The sequence below is a fragment of the Synechococcus sp. A10-1-5-1 genome (assembly GCF_023115425.1).
Classification (GTDB): domain Bacteria; phylum Cyanobacteriota; class Cyanobacteriia; order PCC-6307; family Cyanobiaceae; genus Vulcanococcus.
In genome coordinates, this window is sequence record NZ_CP096032.1 from 1,301,766 (window position 1) to 1,316,096 (window position 14,331).

Consider the following 14,331-nt stretch of genomic DNA (forward strand, 5'->3'; position numbering starts at 1 on the left):
GCGTTGATCTCATCGGTGACCACACCTGAACCTGAGGTCGACGCCAGCGACCTGCCCCTTCGGCGTTGTCACGACACGCGGGTGCGCTGTTACAGCAGCCATTTCGCTGATGTGATGGAGATGCGTGCCCCAGCCAAAACCGTGGCGGCCTACCTGGATCGCCATGAAGGTTGGTTCCGGCGCTGCGCGGCTCCGATGGAGGTCGACAGCTTGGGACAAAACGGCTACCGGCTCACCCTGGGACGCTTCGGCAACTTTGGCTTTGAAGTCGAACCGACGATTGGCTTAGAGCTCTTGCCGCAGAGCCAAGGGGTCTATCGAATTTGCACGGTGCCACCTGAACAGTTCCAGCCAGGACTGCGGGACCTCTATGACGTGGAGTTCAACGCCGCACTGCGGCTGGAAGAGCAAAACGCTGAGACACCACACACCGACGTGCGCTGGGAACTGGATCTCAGCGTCTGGATCAAGCTCCCAGCTGTGATTGGGCTTCTGCCCGAGAGCCTGGTGCAAAGCAGCGGTGATCACCTGCTGCGCCAAATCGTGCGCCAAATCTCGAGGCGCCTGACATGGAAGGTTCAAGAAGACTTCCACGCCACCCACAGCCTGGAGTGCCCGCCGAGGCGGCGGGCCCAGTTCTGATCAAGCGGGGCGGTTTTCCCAGATCTTGTTGAGGATCTGCATGCCGCTCACGGCTTGCCAAAGGAACAGGGTGAAAACGCCCATGTTCATCATCACGTGCAGCTTGCGGGCGATCAGGTTGCCTTGCTGCATCAGCGGGGACATGGCTGCGGCCAAAGCCAGACCGCAGGTCATGGCGATACCGACCAAGAGGTGGGGACCCACGAAGAGCTTGCCGTTGTTCAAGTAGGTGACGGCCATGCCACCAAAGGTGCCCAGCACCATGACGGCCAAAACGGCACTGCCGTAGAGGTAATGGCGCTTGGCGAACTGCCCTTTGATCAGGGTCTTGCGCGCTTCAGCATCGGCGGTGCGGGTTTTCTTGGCCTTAATGCCAAGGAACATCGCGTAGCCACTCAGGGCAAGCAGGCCCCACATCGCCAGCGGGTGCAGGAAGTTGAGATTGAAGGCGAGAGCTTCCGGCATGGAGCGCTGGCTTAGAGAACGGACCGCGCGACGCTAAGTCAGTGCAGGAAATCAGTGCAGGAAATGGCGGCGGCCTGTCACCACCATCACGAGGCCCAACGCATCGCAAGCGGCGATGGAGTCGGCATCACGGACGCTGCCGCCGGGCTGGATCACAGCGGTGATCCCGTACTGCGCCGCCAAACGAACGGTGTCGTCAAAGGGGAAGAAGCCATCACTCGCCAAGACGGCACCACGGGCCTTCTCACCAGCGGTCTCGAGGGCGATCTTGGCCGAGCCAACACGGTTCATCTGACCAGCACCGATCCCGAGGCTTTGTCCGCCGCGGGCCACGGTGATGGCGTTGGAGCGCACATGGCGCACCAAGCGCCAGCAGAAGGCCAAATCCGCAAGCTCCTCCGCGCTGGGCTGACGCTTGCTCACCACCTGCCAAGCGGTTTCATCAACGGGCTGATCGTCCAGGTCCTGAACCAGAAGACCGCCGAGGACACTGCGGAGCTGTTGACGACTGGCGCGCTCAATCGCCTCTGGAGCCAGCTCTAACAAGCGCAGATTGGCCTTCGCCGACAGCAGCTCGCGAGCTTCGGCGTTGAACGAGGGCGCGACCACACACTCCAGGAAAAGGCTGGTCAAATGCCCGGCGGTCGCCCCATCGACGGGGCCATTGATTGCCACGATGCCGCCAAACGCCGAGAGGCGGTCAGCATCGAGTGCCCGCTCAAGCGCATTGGCACTACCCGTGCCAGTCGCCACGCCACAGGGGTTGGTGTGCTTCACGACCACCGCCGCCGGCTTGAAGGCGTTGCCGCCAGCGGGCTGGCCGCCGTAGCCGAACTCGCGCACCGTGGCGAGGGCGGCCTCGAGATCAAGGATGTTGTTGTAGCTGAGCTCCTTGCCCTGAAGCTGCTCGCCCGCACCCAGTCCCGCCCCAGGCTGGGCATACCAGGTGGCGCTTTGGTGGGGGTTCTCGCCGTAGCGCAAGCTTTGACGCGCGGGGAGTTCAAGGCTGAACGTGCCAGCACTCTGAGCCTCAAGCTGGGCACTCAGCCACTCGCTAATGGCCGTGTCGTACTCGGCGGTATGGCTGAACGCCTCCAAGGCCAGTCGACGTCGTAACTCAGGACTGATCGCGCCAGCAGCCAATGCCTCCAGAAAAGCGGGGTATTGCGCCGGGCTGGTCAAAACGGCCACATCGGCATGGTTCTTGGCGGCCGCACGCACCATCGCTGGGCCGCCAATGTCGATGTTCTCAATGGCCGCGTCCCAGCTGACGTCAGGCCGAGCAATCGTCTCGCGGAAGGGATAAAGGTTGACCACGACTACGTCGATTGGGGCGATGCCCTGGTCAGCGAGATCACTCTGATGCGACGACTCGGAGCGCTTCGCCAGGATGCCGCCGTGAATCCGGGGGTGCAGGGTTTTGACGCGGCCCCCGAGGATTTCGGGTGCGCCAGTGTGATCCGCGACCTTCGTCACCGGGACCCCCGCTGCGGCCAAGGCCGCAGCGGTGCCACCGCTCGAGATCAATTGATAGCCGGCTGCCAACAGCCCCTGGGCCAAGGGCACCAGCCCTTCCTTGTTGGACACGCTGAGCAGGGCCGTGGGCGCCATGGCGATGCAGAGGTCGGCAGAAGGTCCAACCTACGCAGGAGCAGCTCCCAGTTCCGCCGATGACTAGCCGTCCCGACCAGCTCCAGCTGGGGCCAGAGCCAGCGCAACAACGCCTCGTTCTGCTGCATGGCTGGGGCGCTGATGCCGATGACCTCTTGGATCTCGGGGAACTGCTCGTCAGCCCCCAGACCAGTGTTGTCGCCCTGCGCGCCCCCGAACCCCATCCCTACGGAACAGGTCGGCAGTGGTATGGCCTGCAGCCAATCGACTGGGACGCCCTACCTGCGGCACGCTCCAGCCTCCAAGCTCGGCTCCTCGCCCTTGGAGAGAGCGTGCCACTGGAGCGAACCGTGCTGCTGGGGTTCTCTCAAGGTGCAGCCATGGCGCTCGATGTCGGCACAACACTGCCCTTGGCGGGCATCGCTGCCTGCAGCGGCTACCCCCACCAGGGCTGGGAGCCGCCCTCGTGCTGTCCTCCGGTGCTCCTGACCCACGGCCGCCAGGACCCCGTGGTCCCCTTCCTGGCCAGTGAAGAGCTGCAGCAGCAACTCCAGGCCAGCGGTCAGACGGCGCGACTCCTTCCGTTTGAGGGCGGCCATGGCATTGATGAATCGGTTCTACCTGAGCTCAAAGGCTTTATTGCAGAGCAGATCGAGCAAGGGCCAATTCAGCCATAGAGACCAACAAAAAAGCCGGCCTCACGTGGAAGGCCGGCCCAATGCCCTTCAGGGAGAGGGTGGAAATCAGACGAAGGCGTATTCGTACTCTTCCATCTCCTCCCAGTCGTCGGCAGCAAGAGCCTCCAGACCGGCGAAGAGGTTGTCCTCACCGATGCGATCGACGATTTCACGCAGGGAGGGGAACAGGAAGTGGTTCTCCTCGGCGTATTGAGCACTGAACAGACCCTTTTCGCCCCAGAAGAAGCGGTCGGTGGTGTGCTCGTTACGACGGACATTCACCAGAGCGGGAGGAACAATTCCTGACTCGGCGATGTAGCGGCGAGCAGCCGTCACAGGCTTGTACTCACCGGTTTCGATGTTGTGAACGCCGACATGGGCCAGAACTCGCTGACCGGCGAGCCGGCGGCGGCTGACGCGCTTACGCTTTTTGGACATGAGAAGGAACCCCGAAGGGCGGAGGGGACGAAGAGACGAAGACAGAAGGTCTTCAACAACGCCCAAACCTCTGACAGCCCAAAGTGACAGCAAAGCGAGCGTTGGCGTTCAAAGCAGCAAAGAGAAGAATCTCTACTGCTGTAACCTCGATGCAACAAAGTTGCAACCAGAGGCAGAAGCCACCGCCGCGCTGCCTGCATCAGGCCGCTCGGTATTGGTCGATACCCAAATCTTAAGACTTTTTCTCGGATTTGAACCAAGTCCCCGAGAAAAGATCTTTTCGAAGGCCGTGGACCAACCTCAAGCCGCCGCATAGATGCAAGTCTCCAAGCGGTTTCTCGCGCTGCTGAAGCAACAACTTGCCCAATTCGCAGATCGTCCCGATTTGCGAACTTTGGTGGTGTACGTCGCTCTCCCAAGCGCCAGTGGGGAGCCCTCGCTCCTCTCGATCGGCGAATGGCCCCAGCAGGCTCTGGTCCTCGAGAGCGGTGTCAGCGAGTCATCACCGGGAGAGGGCAGCACCCGCCGCTGGCTCGCCCTGCGGGACGGCCCGCTGCTGCTGGGCGCCCTGCGGATCGACACGGACTGCTGGCCCTGGCCGAGGCCCCTGAGTGATCGACTCGAAGCGACGGCGCTCTGCCTCACTGAAGCGCTCAAACTCGACTTAGACCAGCAACGGCTCGGCAGGCAACTGGCCCTGCGGGATGACCAGCTCAAGCTGCTGGTCCACCAGGTGCGCAATCCCCTGGCGGCCCTGCGCACCTTTGGCCAACTGCTGAGGCGCCGCCTTGATGGCGATAGCGCCAACCAGGCCTTGGTGGACAACCTGCTGAGCGAGCAGCACCAGATCAATCGCTATCTGGATGCGATTGATCAACTCAGCCAAACACCGCTGCTCCCCCCTGCCGAAGGCGGACTGCAACCCCTCCTCTTGCCGCCAGCCTTCAGCAGTGACGCCCTGCGCTCGCTCAACCAAGTGCTGGAGCCCTTAATGGAGCGGGCTGCTGGAACCGCCAGCCTGCAGGGCCGGCGTTGGGTCCCGCCGGGGGAGCTTCCCACCCAGCCATGCAATGCCGCGGCCGTCTCAGAAATTGTGGCCAACCTGCTCGAGAACGCCTTCCGCTACAGCCGCCCAGGCGGCCGCGTCGGCCTCTTGTGCCAAGAGCAAGGCGATCAACTGGTGCTGGCCGTTTGGGACGAAGGCCCAGAAATCCCAGACGCCGAACGGAAGCAGATCTTCCAGAAGGGGACGCGGGGTAGTACCGGCAGTGCTGTCGCTGGAAGTGGTCTCGGACTGGCGCTGGGTCGAGACCTCGCGGAGCGCATTGGTGGTGCCCTGGAGTTGCTGATCCCGCCTTCCTGCCTCGATCCAGCGCTACCGAATACAGGCAACGCCTTTCAGCTCAGCCTGCCCAAGACGCCACCGCAGCCAACACCAACAGCGTCCAACTAAGGCTCCACTCCACGCAGGCGCCATAGCTATCGCCGCTGTGGCCGCCCAGGCGCCGTCCCAAGGACCAGGGAATCACCAGTGCTGGAAGCACTCCGAGCCAGCCCAGGAGCGCCCATTGACTGAGACCGAGAGCCAACAGCAGCCCACTCAGGGCAAAAACCAGCAGCAGGGAGGGCACCAACTCCGCCAGCAATCCCTGCCAATGGCGCAGGTGAAAGGCGGCCGTGCCCTCGCGCTGGCGCAGATAAGGGAAGGCCTCCATGGCGAAGAGCGGTGAAACCCGGGCCCAGATCGAGGCCCAGACCAAGGCGACGGGCGCTGTCGAGCCGAGCCAGGCCAACGCCGCAATCCGGAGCAACAGGGCCACCAGAAGGGCCTGGACCCCACTAGCTCCAACCCGGCTGTCATCCATCGCCTCCAGCCGGCGCTCAGCGGGAGCGGCCAAGCCATCGGCCGTATCCATGAGCCCATCGAGATGCAGGCCACCGCTCAAGCTGATGCCCAAGACCAACACCAGGGGGATCTGCACCAGCAGACCTGCAGGCATCAACAACTGCCAGAGCCCGGCTTCCAACAGGCCAATGGCCAGGCCCACCCAGGGAGCGAAGCGCGCGATGCGCTCAAAGCGCGGGGTCACCCCCGGCGGCAGCGGCAAGACGCTGTAAAAGATCCAAGCTCCAGCCCAATCCCTGAGCATGCGGGCGGCCAGCAACGATGGGGCCAGATGATCCTGCCGCCTCGATGAGCTTCCACTTCGAGATCACGGCCCGCTGCACGCGCACCGGAGCCCGCTGCGGCTGCTTTCACACCCCCCACGGCGTCGTGACCACGCCGCGCTTCATGCCCGTGGGGACGCTGGCGACGGTGAAGGGGGTCACCCCAGCGCAACTCAAGGACACAGGCGCGGAGATGGTGCTCTCCAACACCTTCCACCTGCATCTGCAGCCCGGTGAGCAGATCGTCGCCGATGGCGGTGGATTGCATCGCTTCATGGCCTGGGACGGGCCGATGCTCACGGACTCCGGCGGCTTTCAGGTCTTCAGCCTGGGAGACATCAACACCATCAACGACCGCGGCGTGGTCTTTCGCTCCCCCCGCGATGGAGCCCGCATCGATCTCACCCCTGAGCGCTCCATGGCCATTCAGATGGCCCTTGGTGCGGATGTGGCGATGGCCTTTGACCAGTGCCCGCCCTACCCAGCCACAGAAGCTGAGGTGGAGCTCGCCTGCCGGCGCACCCATGCCTGGCTCGAGCGTTGCATCAGCAGTCACACCAAAAGCGATCAAGCCCTCTTCGGCATCGTCCAGGGGGGCTGCTTTCCTCGCCTGCGGGAGGAATCGGCACGCGTGGTCAGTTCGATGGGCCTGCCTGGCATCGCCGTCGGTGGTGTGAGCGTGGGCGAACCCGCCGAGGAGATGCACCGGATCGTGCGGCAAGTCGGCCCCCAACTCCCAGACGACAAGCCGCACTACCTCATGGGTGTGGGCACCCTTCCGGAGATGGCGATCGCGGTGGCCAATGGCTTCGATCTTTTTGATTGCGTCCTGCCTACCCGCCTGGGACGCCATGGAGCGGCCCTGGTCGGCGGAGAACGCTGGAACCTGAAAAACGCCCGCTTCCGCCATGACCACAGCCCGCTCGATCCCAGCTGCAGCTGCCCGGCCTGCACGGTCCACACCCGTGCCTACCTGCATCACCTAATCAAAACGGACGAATTGCTCGGAAAGATCCTGTTGAGCCTCCACAACATCACCCAACTGGTGCGCTTCAGCACCGCCATGGGACGCGCCATTCGGGATGGCTGTTTTTCAGAGGATTTCGCTCCGTGGGAACCAAACTCTCCAGCCGCCCACACGTGGTAGCTTCCGTCCCTAGCCAACGACGATTCCGGGATGGCCGCCTACGCCCTGCAGACCTTGGCCCAGCTGCCCGAGGCCTACCAAGCCTTCGGTCCTCTGGTGGACATCCTGCCCATCATTCCTCTGTTTTTCCTGCTGCTGGCTTTTGTCTGGCAAGCCTCCGTCGGCTTCCGCTGAACCAGAGCTGAACAGCACTCAATGAGTCAAGCGGTGGGGGCCGATGGGTCTCCACCGCTTTTTGCTGGCTTCAGCCCCGGCGCAGAACCGCCCAGGCAAATTCCGGCAGGGCCAACATCCGCTGCCAACGGCTGGGCTCTTGAACCAGGCGATAGAGCCATTCGATCTGGAGCCGGCACATCCACTGCGGCGCGCGCTGCTTGGCACCCGACCAGACGTCAAAGCTGCCGCCGACACCCATCCAGAGGCCGGGCTGATGGAGATGCATCCGCTGAATCCAGGTTTCCTGGCGCGGCACCCCCAAGGCGACCAGCACCAGATCCGGGCGAGCATCCAGCAGTTGCTGCTCGATACCGGGCCATTGCTCCGGGCTTTGATAGCCGTGGATGCTGAATTGCAGGTTTAAGCCGGGGATTTCCTTCTTCAGCCGGGCCGAGACCAGCGCCATCACCTCGGGGGTGGCTCCCACCAGAGCCACCCGCCAGCTGCGAGCAGCCGCCTCGACCAACAGCTGACGGGCGAGCTCAATGCCAGGGCTGCGCCGCACCCGGTAGCCCTTGCGCTTCAGGGCCCAGACCACACCAGCGCCATCAGGAATCACCAGATCCGCAGCCGCAATGGCCTCGCCGAGGGCGGGATCGGCAAGGGCCGCCATCGTCATCTCCGCGTTCAAAGTGACGATCTGACCGCCGCCCTGCTGCTTCAAAGCCAAGGCTGCATCGAGCACATCAGTGGCCACGGCCACCTGCACACCCAAGACCTGGGTGACCTCCCAGACGGGCTGATCGAACGCTGTGGGGCTGGCGGGAGTCGCCATTGATGCCGTCGGGGATAGGCCGCACGAGAGAATCTATGGCTGGCCTTCAGGCAGTGCTCGCCCATGACCCTCAGCAGCGCCCCTGTGGCTCAAAGCGCCGCACCGCTGCAGCTGAGTGCCGCAGAGGCCTGGCAACGCCTGAATGAACTGGACCGGCAAATCGATCAGGTGGTGCTGCAGCGCCAGCATCCGATCACCGGCCTGCTCCCCGCCAGCACAGCCAACAACGTCCATGGCAACTACGGCGATGCCTGGGTGCGGGACTGCGTCTATTCGATCCAATGCGTCTGGGGCCTCGCCCTAGCCCACCGCCGCTTGAGTGGTGCCACCTCCCGCGTCTACGAGCTGGAGCAACGGGTGCTGCAACTGATGCGGGGCCTGCTCAACGCCATGCTGCGCCAGGCCCACAAGGTGGAGCGCTTCAAACAGACGCTCTCACCGCTCGATTGCCTGCACGCCAAATACGACACCGGCAGCGGCGATCCCGTGGTCCCCGATGACGGCTGGGGCCACCTGCAGCTCGATGCCACGGCCCTGTTCTTGCTGCAGCTGGCGCAGCTCACCCGCTCGGGACTGGTGGTAGTGCAAACCAGCCACGAACGGGATTTCCTGCAAAACCTCGTTTATTACGTGGCCCGCGCCTACCGGGTGCGCGACTACGGCATTTGGGAGCGGGGCGACAAGGGCAACCACGGCCTGCCGGAACGCAACGCCAGCTCCATCGGCCTCGTCAAAGCAGCCCTCGAGGCCCTGGAGGGGTTGGATCTCTATGGCCCCCATGGCAGCGGGCAAAACCATCTGCACATCCCCCACGACGCCATCGTCCGGCTGCGGCGAGCCCTGAGCGGCCTGCTGCCGCGGGAGTCGGCCAGCAAAGAAGTCGATGCGGCCTGCCTCTCGGTGATTGGCTACCCGGCCTGGGCCGTGGAAGACAGCGCACTGGTGGAGCGCACCCGCGAGAAGATCCGCACCGAGCTGGGCGGACCCTACGGCTACAAGCGCTTCCGCCGGGATGGGCATCAGACCGTGGTGGAGGACCACAACCGACTGCACTACGAACGCGAGGAACTGGCCCAGTTCGAGCACATCGAATGCGAATGGCCCCTGTTCTTGGCCTATGAGCTGATCACGGCCTGCTGCGAAGAGCGCTGGAGTGAGGCCTGGAGTTGGCGGGAGCGTCTGCGCAAAGTGGCGCTCGAGGTTGATGGGGTGGAGCTGCTCCCTGAGGTGTATGTGGTGCCCGCAGCCCGCGTTGAAGCCGAGCGCCAGCAACCGGGAAGCCAGGAGCGCGTGGCCAACGACAACGTGCCACTGCTCTGGACGCAGAGCCTGACCTGGCTGGGCGATCTGATGCTGTTGGGTCTGCTGGAGCCGCAGCAACTCGACCCCAGCGAGAGGCGCCGCAGTCGCAGCCTTGGCGCGACGGAGGTGCTGGTCAGTTTTGTTCCCGCGCGCGAGAGCATCGCAACAGAGCTCGAGCAGGCCGGACTCGCCGTGAGCCGGCCAGCCGGTGCCACCAGCATTGCCAGCTCCAAAGAGCTGGGCCGGCGGATGGCGCAGGTGGGGGCCAATGCCCGCCTCGGGCTGAGCGGTCACCCGCGCTTGCGGATGGAAACCATGGCCACCGCCCGGCTCTACCGCCAAGACGGCCAAACCCTGGCCTTTTTGCCAGCGGTACTGGAGGAGGACACCTTCTATCTCTCGGATGACCCCGAGCAGCTGGTCGATGCGGTCACCAACGAAATCAGTCAGCTTCAGCGCCACTGGCGCGGCAGCGGCCTGCCGCTCTTGCTGATCCCCGTCGAAGAAGGCCCCTTCCAGCGCAGCCCGGAGACGTTCCTGCGGCTGGGGGAGACCCTGCGCAGCGGCGTCCTGGGTGGCACAGCCGTTCAACTCGGCAGCCTGGATGTCCTGGCCCGCCAGGCTTGCTGGGCCGAACTGCCCAGCTACCAACACGAGGCAGCCGCCAGCGCACCGGCGGAGCTGACCCAGGGACTGCAGAGCAGCAACCTGGACAAACCACTGACCGCAGCAGAGGAGCAAGAGCTCGAGGAATCCAGCCTCGATGCCCTGCTGGAGCGGCTCTGGCAAAGCGCATCCCTGCAGGAGCAAGCTGAGCTCCTGGAGCTGCTGGTACGCCGGCTCGGCCTCTCGGCCGTTCTGACGGGTCCAAGCGGCAATGCAACGCCCAAAGCTCTGCTGGAGGAGGCCTACCGCCGGGGCCTCAAAGAAGGCGACTGGAACGTGGTCCGGCGCTGCGCTGGGGTGCTGGGGCTGGCGCATCCCCAACTCGAGGATGCCCTGACGGATCTGCTGGTGCGCCAGAAGCACGTCGTGGTGGGACGCAACTACACCAATGACTCCCTGATCACCCAGCCCCTGAGCAGCAAAGCGATTGCAGCGAGGATCCGGCGCTACAGCGGCGAGGACAGCCGCGAATGGGTGCTGCAACAGGAGCTTCTGCTTGCCCTGGATGGCCTCGCCCGGCGTGATCCAGCGCTGCTGAGCGGCAGCCTCACCCTGCAGCTGGGGCAGCTCTTGCTGCTACTCACCAGTGAAGTAGCTGGGGAGCAGAACCTCTCGCCGAGTGACGCCTTCGAGGCCCTCTGCGACACCCCTCCCCACGCCATCGGACGCCGGCTCAAACAGGTGCTCAGCGATGTGGAGCACGCCAAGGCTGCCCTCCAACGCAAGGAGCAACTGCACCTCAGTGGCCGGGTGAGCTGGGAAGCGCCAGAACCGCTTGAAGAACTCGAAAAAGGCGAAAACTGGCTGAAGCACCGCGAGCGAATGGGGGCGCTGCAAAACGTCCCGCGGGACTTCCACCCCGGGATCTGGAGCCTGCTGCACCACTGCCGCGGCCTGGTCATCGGCGACAAGCTCGAACGCCGCAACCGTCTGGAGAGCGCGCCACTGCTCAAAGAGAAAACCCCCGGCGAGCGCAACTTCGCCGTTCACGTGGAGCACTTGATCAGCAAGATCGAAGCGCCTGAATACCGGCGCCTCTGCATCGAGACCCTGGTGACCCTGATTGCCTTTGTCGATGCCAACCCAGAGGTCAGCGTCGATGACGACCTCGTTCTGGATGTGGTGATTGGCCACGCCGTTCGGGTCGGTTGGCAACAGCGCCACCCCGACTCCGACCCCTCTGACTACGGCAGCCACAAAGGCGATGCCTGGGAGGAGTTCTACCGCTCGTCCCCCGCAGACTGCCGCCGCTGGCAACTGCTGGCCCTCAAGGAACTCGCTGAGATGGCCTGAGCTAGATCGGCTCCGGCAGGGTCATGCAGATGTTGGCCTGCTCAACGCACTGCTCAATCAGATCGGCCAACAGCAAGGCACGCGAGGCCTGAGGGCCATCCACGGCGGGCAGCTCCTCGCCGCGCACGCACTGGAGGAAGTGCTCGAGCTCAGCCACCAGGGGATCCACCGGGGAAGTACTGACCTCTTCGATAAAGCCGTCGTTGCGGTAGAGCAATTCGCCGTGGTCAGCACTGAAGGACTGGTGGGTGCGCCGGTGGATCTGCAGGCTGCGGTTGAGGAAATCCGTTTCCACCAGGGCACTGCGGCAGTGGGCTGAGAGGCTGCGGATCTTGCGGTGGGCCATCTTGCTGGCCGTCAGGCTGGCGACGACACCATTGGCAAAGCCCAAGGTGGCATTGACGTAATCGATTGGACCATCGGCGCTGCGGCCGCCGGCGGCGGCAAGGCGCACCACGGGCGCCTGGGCCAGCTCAAGCACCAGATCGATGTCGTGGATCATCAGGTCCAGCACCACGGACACGTCGTTGGCACGGTCCGGATTGGGGCTGTGGCGGCGGGCCTCCAGCACCACCACCTCTTCTCCCGCCACCACCTTCACCAACTCGCGGAAGGCCGGGTTAAAGCGCTCGATGTGACCCACCTGCAGCAGACGGCCGGCTGCTTTGGCGGCTCGAATCAAATCGGACGCCTCGTCTTGCGTCGCCGCGATCGGCTTCTCGATCAGGACGTGGACCCCAGCGTCAAAGCAGGCCATCCCCACCCGGTGATGAACCAGGGTCGGCACCGCGATGCAGACCGCTTCGACTTCTTTGAGCAGCTCGGCGTAGTCGGCAAACCAGCGGCAACCGAACTGCTCAACCGCCAGCTGACCGCGCTTGGGATCAGGATCTGCGACTCCAACCAGCTCGGCATCCTTGAGCAGGCTGAGCACCCGAGCATGGTGCCAACCCATATTTCCGATTCCGATCACTCCAACGCGGACTGGCTTCATGGCGTTGGAATTCCGGCGCAGCAATTATCAGGGATCAGAGGTCGTCTTCGCTGGCGGGTTCAGCCAAACGGCGACTGATCTCTACACGGTGAATCCGAGGGCCATCCATCGCCAAGACCTCGAACTGGTGCCCCTTCCAAAAGACGCTCTCCCCAGGTGAGGGGATGTGCTGCAGACGCTCCAGCAGGAAGCCCGCAAGGGTGTGATGTTCGTCGGATTCCGGCAACTGAAGGTTGAGCTCACGGTTGAGCTCATAGATCTCCAAATCTCCGGCCACGAGCCAGCTGTGGTCCTGGAGCTGCTGGAGATCCTCCTCGGGATTCTCGGGATCCTCTTCCTCACCGACGATCTCGCTGGTGAAGTCGGAGATCGTCACCAGGCCTTCGGTCCCGCCGTGCTCATCCACCACCAACAGCAGCGGTTGACCGCTGCGAATCAAAGGCAGCAATTCCGCCACCGGGGTGGTCTCTTGCACCTTGGTCACCGGGGTGACGTAGGGAGCCAAGGGTGAATCGCGCTGCAGCAGGCCCTTGGCGATCGGCTCAGCCAGGCGGCGCAGGTCAAGAACCCCACGCACGTCATCGAGGGAACTACCCAAGACGGGGAAACGGGCGTGATGGGTCGTGTGGACCGCCTCCATCAATTCGCCAAAACGGACCTCCAGCGGCAGGGTGACCATCCCTGAGCGGGGCACCATCACCTCCCTGACCTGGGTGTCACGCAGCGAAAAGAGCCCCTCCAACATGTCCCGTTCATCGGGCATCAAGCCCGTGACGCTGTTGGACTCAATCAACGTCTCGAGCTCACCGGCGGAGAGGGCTGGGACCAACTGATCCCAGTTGCGGGGCAACCCCAACAGCCGCAGCACCCCATCACCCAGGCGTTCGACCACCGCCAAAAACGGTGCCAGGGTGCGAATCAGGTTCTCCAGCACCGGAGCCAGCCGCAGCGCAGTGGCCTCAGGGCGATGCAAGACCCAGGCCTTGGGCACCAAACCACCCAGCAGGGTGGCCAGCAGCACCAGCACGGCAAACACCGCGATGTCCCACCAGACCTGATGGCTGGAGGCTGCAGAAAGCCGTTCCGCCAGAGCGCGACCGCTCCAGCCCAAGGCCAACAGCGCCATCGCCATGCCGAGCTGCGTCGCCACCAGAGCCCGGCGCAAGCGACGCTGCAGGCGGGCGACGGCGGTTGCCCCGGCATGACCGTCCTCCTCCAGCAACTGCACCCGGGTCGGACGCAGACGAATCAGAGCAAACTCGGACGCCGCGAAGAAGGCCAGCAGGATCAGCAGGGCCGCCGGAGCCAGGAATCGCATCGCCAAGGAGTGGGGGTCGCGAGGATCGAACTCGCCTAAGGCGGATTATGAGTCCGCTGCATTCACCAGATTGCTAGACCCCCAGCGGGTGTGGTTTACCACAGGCCACGCACGGGTGTTACAGCAGGCTCAATCGGCGTGCTGGAGAGGCCGCAGCCGCCCTGGGACAACCCCTGGCAGAAGCCGTTGGAAACATCGGCTGTGCGCCAAGGCAATGGGTTGCTCTGCTGATCCAAGAGCACTTGATAGGTGTTCTCAACCGCTGAGCCGTCCCAAACGATCGTCTGATCGGGGAAGCCCAGGCCCATCACCCGATTGCCTTCGCGGCCGCCCATGGCAATGCCGAGAACGTCAGTGATCTGATTGATCACGCTCACCCCACGGGCGTAGGGGGCGGTGTAGCTGAAGAAGCGCTGCTCCATCAGCTCAGACGTCGTCGTCAAAGGAGCGCAGCGACTCACTTCCACCAAGGGCGAACCATCCAGGGGTGCCTCAATGCTGGTGCGGCAAACCACTGGCCCCGCCGAAGCAGTGGGGATGGTCCAAGCAGCAAGACCAGCAGCGATGGCAAGCGAGCGGAGCAACTGCATCCCCTGGGGCCGTGAGCTCTAGGCGCAA

General features: G+C 64.0%; 14 protein-coding genes and 1 tRNA gene. 6 read left to right on the plus strand and 9 right to left on the minus strand.

The features are described 5' to 3' along the window. Window positions 1-3 precede the first annotated feature (3 nt). Window positions 4-642 carry a DUF1997 domain-containing protein gene (locus MY494_RS07155; RefSeq protein ID WP_371820569.1) on the plus strand — a complete coding sequence of 213 codons (639 nt, stop codon included), beginning with the start codon at window positions 4-6 and terminating at the stop codon, window positions 640-642. Here MY494_RS07155 and MY494_RS07160 read toward each other — a convergent pair whose 3' ends face one another. Next, window positions 643-1,107, minus strand: a complete 465-nt coding sequence (locus MY494_RS07160) for a DUF4079 domain-containing protein (protein WP_247909551.1) — start codon at window positions 1,105-1,107, stop codon at window positions 643-645. Window positions 1,108-1,158: 51 nt separating this feature from the next. Then, complete coding sequence (gene purH / locus MY494_RS07165) at window positions 1,159-2,718, minus strand: bifunctional phosphoribosylaminoimidazolecarboxamide formyltransferase/IMP cyclohydrolase (protein WP_247909552.1); 1,560 nt, start codon at window positions 2,716-2,718, stop codon at window positions 1,159-1,161. Window positions 2,719-2,777: 59 nt separating this feature from the next. On the opposite strand from purH, the gene MY494_RS07170 reads away from it, so the two are divergent. Continuing rightward, window positions 2,778-3,395: an alpha/beta hydrolase gene (locus MY494_RS07170; protein ID WP_247909553.1), complete on the plus strand. Its 618-nt coding sequence runs from the start codon at window positions 2,778-2,780 to the stop codon at window positions 3,393-3,395. A 66-nt stretch (window positions 3,396-3,461) separates the two neighbouring features. Here MY494_RS07170 and MY494_RS07175 read toward each other — a convergent pair whose 3' ends face one another. Beyond that, on the minus strand, window positions 3,462-3,833 hold the full coding sequence (locus MY494_RS07175) for a DUF3155 domain-containing protein (protein WP_247909554.1): 372 nt from the start codon (window positions 3,831-3,833) through the stop codon (window positions 3,462-3,464). A gap of 316 nt (window positions 3,834-4,149) precedes the next feature. Between MY494_RS07175 and MY494_RS07180 the strand changes: the two genes are divergently transcribed. Then, window positions 4,150-5,286 carry a sensor histidine kinase KdpD gene (locus MY494_RS07180; protein WP_247909555.1) on the plus strand — a complete coding sequence of 379 codons (1,137 nt, stop codon included), beginning with the start codon at window positions 4,150-4,152 and terminating at the stop codon, window positions 5,284-5,286. Here MY494_RS07180 and MY494_RS07185 read toward each other — a convergent pair. Beyond that, window positions 5,237-5,998 (minus strand): adenosylcobinamide-GDP ribazoletransferase, encoded by a 762-nt coding sequence (locus tag MY494_RS07185; RefSeq protein ID WP_371820570.1) that lies wholly within the window; start codon window positions 5,996-5,998, stop codon window positions 5,237-5,239. The genes MY494_RS07180 and MY494_RS07185 overlap by 50 nt on opposite strands. Before the next feature lie 29 nt (window positions 5,999-6,027). Here MY494_RS07185 and tgt point away from each other — a divergent pair, with 29 nt between their 5' ends. After that, entirely contained in the window at window positions 6,028-7,149 is a 1,122-nt protein-coding gene (gene tgt / locus MY494_RS07190) for a tRNA guanosine(34) transglycosylase Tgt (RefSeq protein WP_247909556.1), read from the plus strand. A 30-nt stretch (window positions 7,150-7,179) separates the two neighbouring features. Then, window positions 7,180-7,323 (plus strand): photosystem II reaction center protein K, encoded by a 144-nt coding sequence (locus MY494_RS07195; protein WP_094589924.1) that lies wholly within the window; start codon window positions 7,180-7,182, stop codon window positions 7,321-7,323. 70 nt (window positions 7,324-7,393) lie between these two features. Here the strand turns inward: MY494_RS07195 and MY494_RS07200 are convergent, their stop codons facing one another. After that, entirely contained in the window at window positions 7,394-8,140 is a 747-nt protein-coding gene (locus tag MY494_RS07200) for a WecB/TagA/CpsF family glycosyltransferase (RefSeq protein ID WP_247909557.1), read from the minus strand. Window positions 8,141-8,203: 63 nt separating this feature from the next. Here MY494_RS07200 and MY494_RS07205 point away from each other — a divergent pair, with 63 nt between their 5' ends. Further along, complete coding sequence (locus tag MY494_RS07205; RefSeq protein ID WP_247909558.1) at window positions 8,204-11,401, plus strand: glycoside hydrolase family 15 protein; 3,198 nt, start codon at window positions 8,204-8,206, stop codon at window positions 11,399-11,401. A gap of 1 nt (window position 11,402) precedes the next feature. Here the strand turns inward: MY494_RS07205 and MY494_RS07210 are convergent, their stop codons facing one another. From MY494_RS07210 to MY494_RS07225, 4 genes are all read right to left on the minus strand, one after another. After that, window positions 11,403-12,395, minus strand: a complete 993-nt coding sequence (locus tag MY494_RS07210) for a Gfo/Idh/MocA family protein (protein ID WP_247909559.1) — start codon at window positions 12,393-12,395, stop codon at window positions 11,403-11,405. A 34-nt stretch (window positions 12,396-12,429) separates the two neighbouring features. Next, a complete protein-coding gene (locus MY494_RS07215) occupies window positions 12,430-13,713 on the minus strand; it encodes a hemolysin family protein (protein WP_247911989.1) in 1,284 nt (427 codons plus the stop codon). 10 nt (window positions 13,714-13,723) lie between these two features. Next, window positions 13,724-13,796, minus strand: a tRNA-Ile gene (locus MY494_RS07220). 12 nt (window positions 13,797-13,808) lie between these two features. Beyond that, window positions 13,809-14,303 carry an Occludin/ELL family protein gene (locus MY494_RS07225; protein WP_247909560.1) on the minus strand — a complete coding sequence of 165 codons (495 nt, stop codon included), beginning with the start codon at window positions 14,301-14,303 and terminating at the stop codon, window positions 13,809-13,811. Window positions 14,304-14,331: the final 28 nt, after the last annotated feature.

Coding starts and splice junctions, on each gene's coding strand:
- MY494_RS07170 (WP_247909553.1), top strand. CDS start 2,778: ATGACTAGCCGTCCCGACCAGCTCCAGCTGGGGCCAGAGCCAGCGCAA.
- MY494_RS07200 (WP_247909557.1), bottom strand. CDS start 8,140: ATGGCGACTCCCGCCAGCCCCACAGCGTTCGATCAGCCCGTCTGGGAG.
- MY494_RS07195 (WP_094589924.1), top strand. CDS start 7,180: ATGGCCGCCTACGCCCTGCAGACCTTGGCCCAGCTGCCCGAGGCCTAC.
- MY494_RS07180 (WP_247909555.1), top strand. CDS start 4,150: ATGCAAGTCTCCAAGCGGTTTCTCGCGCTGCTGAAGCAACAACTTGCC.
- MY494_RS07215 (WP_247911989.1), bottom strand. CDS start 13,713: ATGCGATTCCTGGCTCCGGCGGCCCTGCTGATCCTGCTGGCCTTCTTC.
- tgt (WP_247909556.1), top strand. CDS start 6,028: ATGAGCTTCCACTTCGAGATCACGGCCCGCTGCACGCGCACCGGAGCC.
- MY494_RS07205 (WP_247909558.1), top strand. CDS start 8,204: ATGACCCTCAGCAGCGCCCCTGTGGCTCAAAGCGCCGCACCGCTGCAG.
- MY494_RS07175 (WP_247909554.1), bottom strand. CDS start 3,833: ATGTCCAAAAAGCGTAAGCGCGTCAGCCGCCGCCGGCTCGCCGGTCAG.
- purH (WP_247909552.1), bottom strand. CDS start 2,718: ATGGCGCCCACGGCCCTGCTCAGCGTGTCCAACAAGGAAGGGCTGGTG.
- MY494_RS07225 (WP_247909560.1), bottom strand. CDS start 14,303: ATGCAGTTGCTCCGCTCGCTTGCCATCGCTGCTGGTCTTGCTGCTTGG.
- MY494_RS07210 (WP_247909559.1), bottom strand. CDS start 12,395: ATGAAGCCAGTCCGCGTTGGAGTGATCGGAATCGGAAATATGGGTTGG.
- MY494_RS07160 (WP_247909551.1), bottom strand. CDS start 1,107: ATGCCGGAAGCTCTCGCCTTCAATCTCAACTTCCTGCACCCGCTGGCG.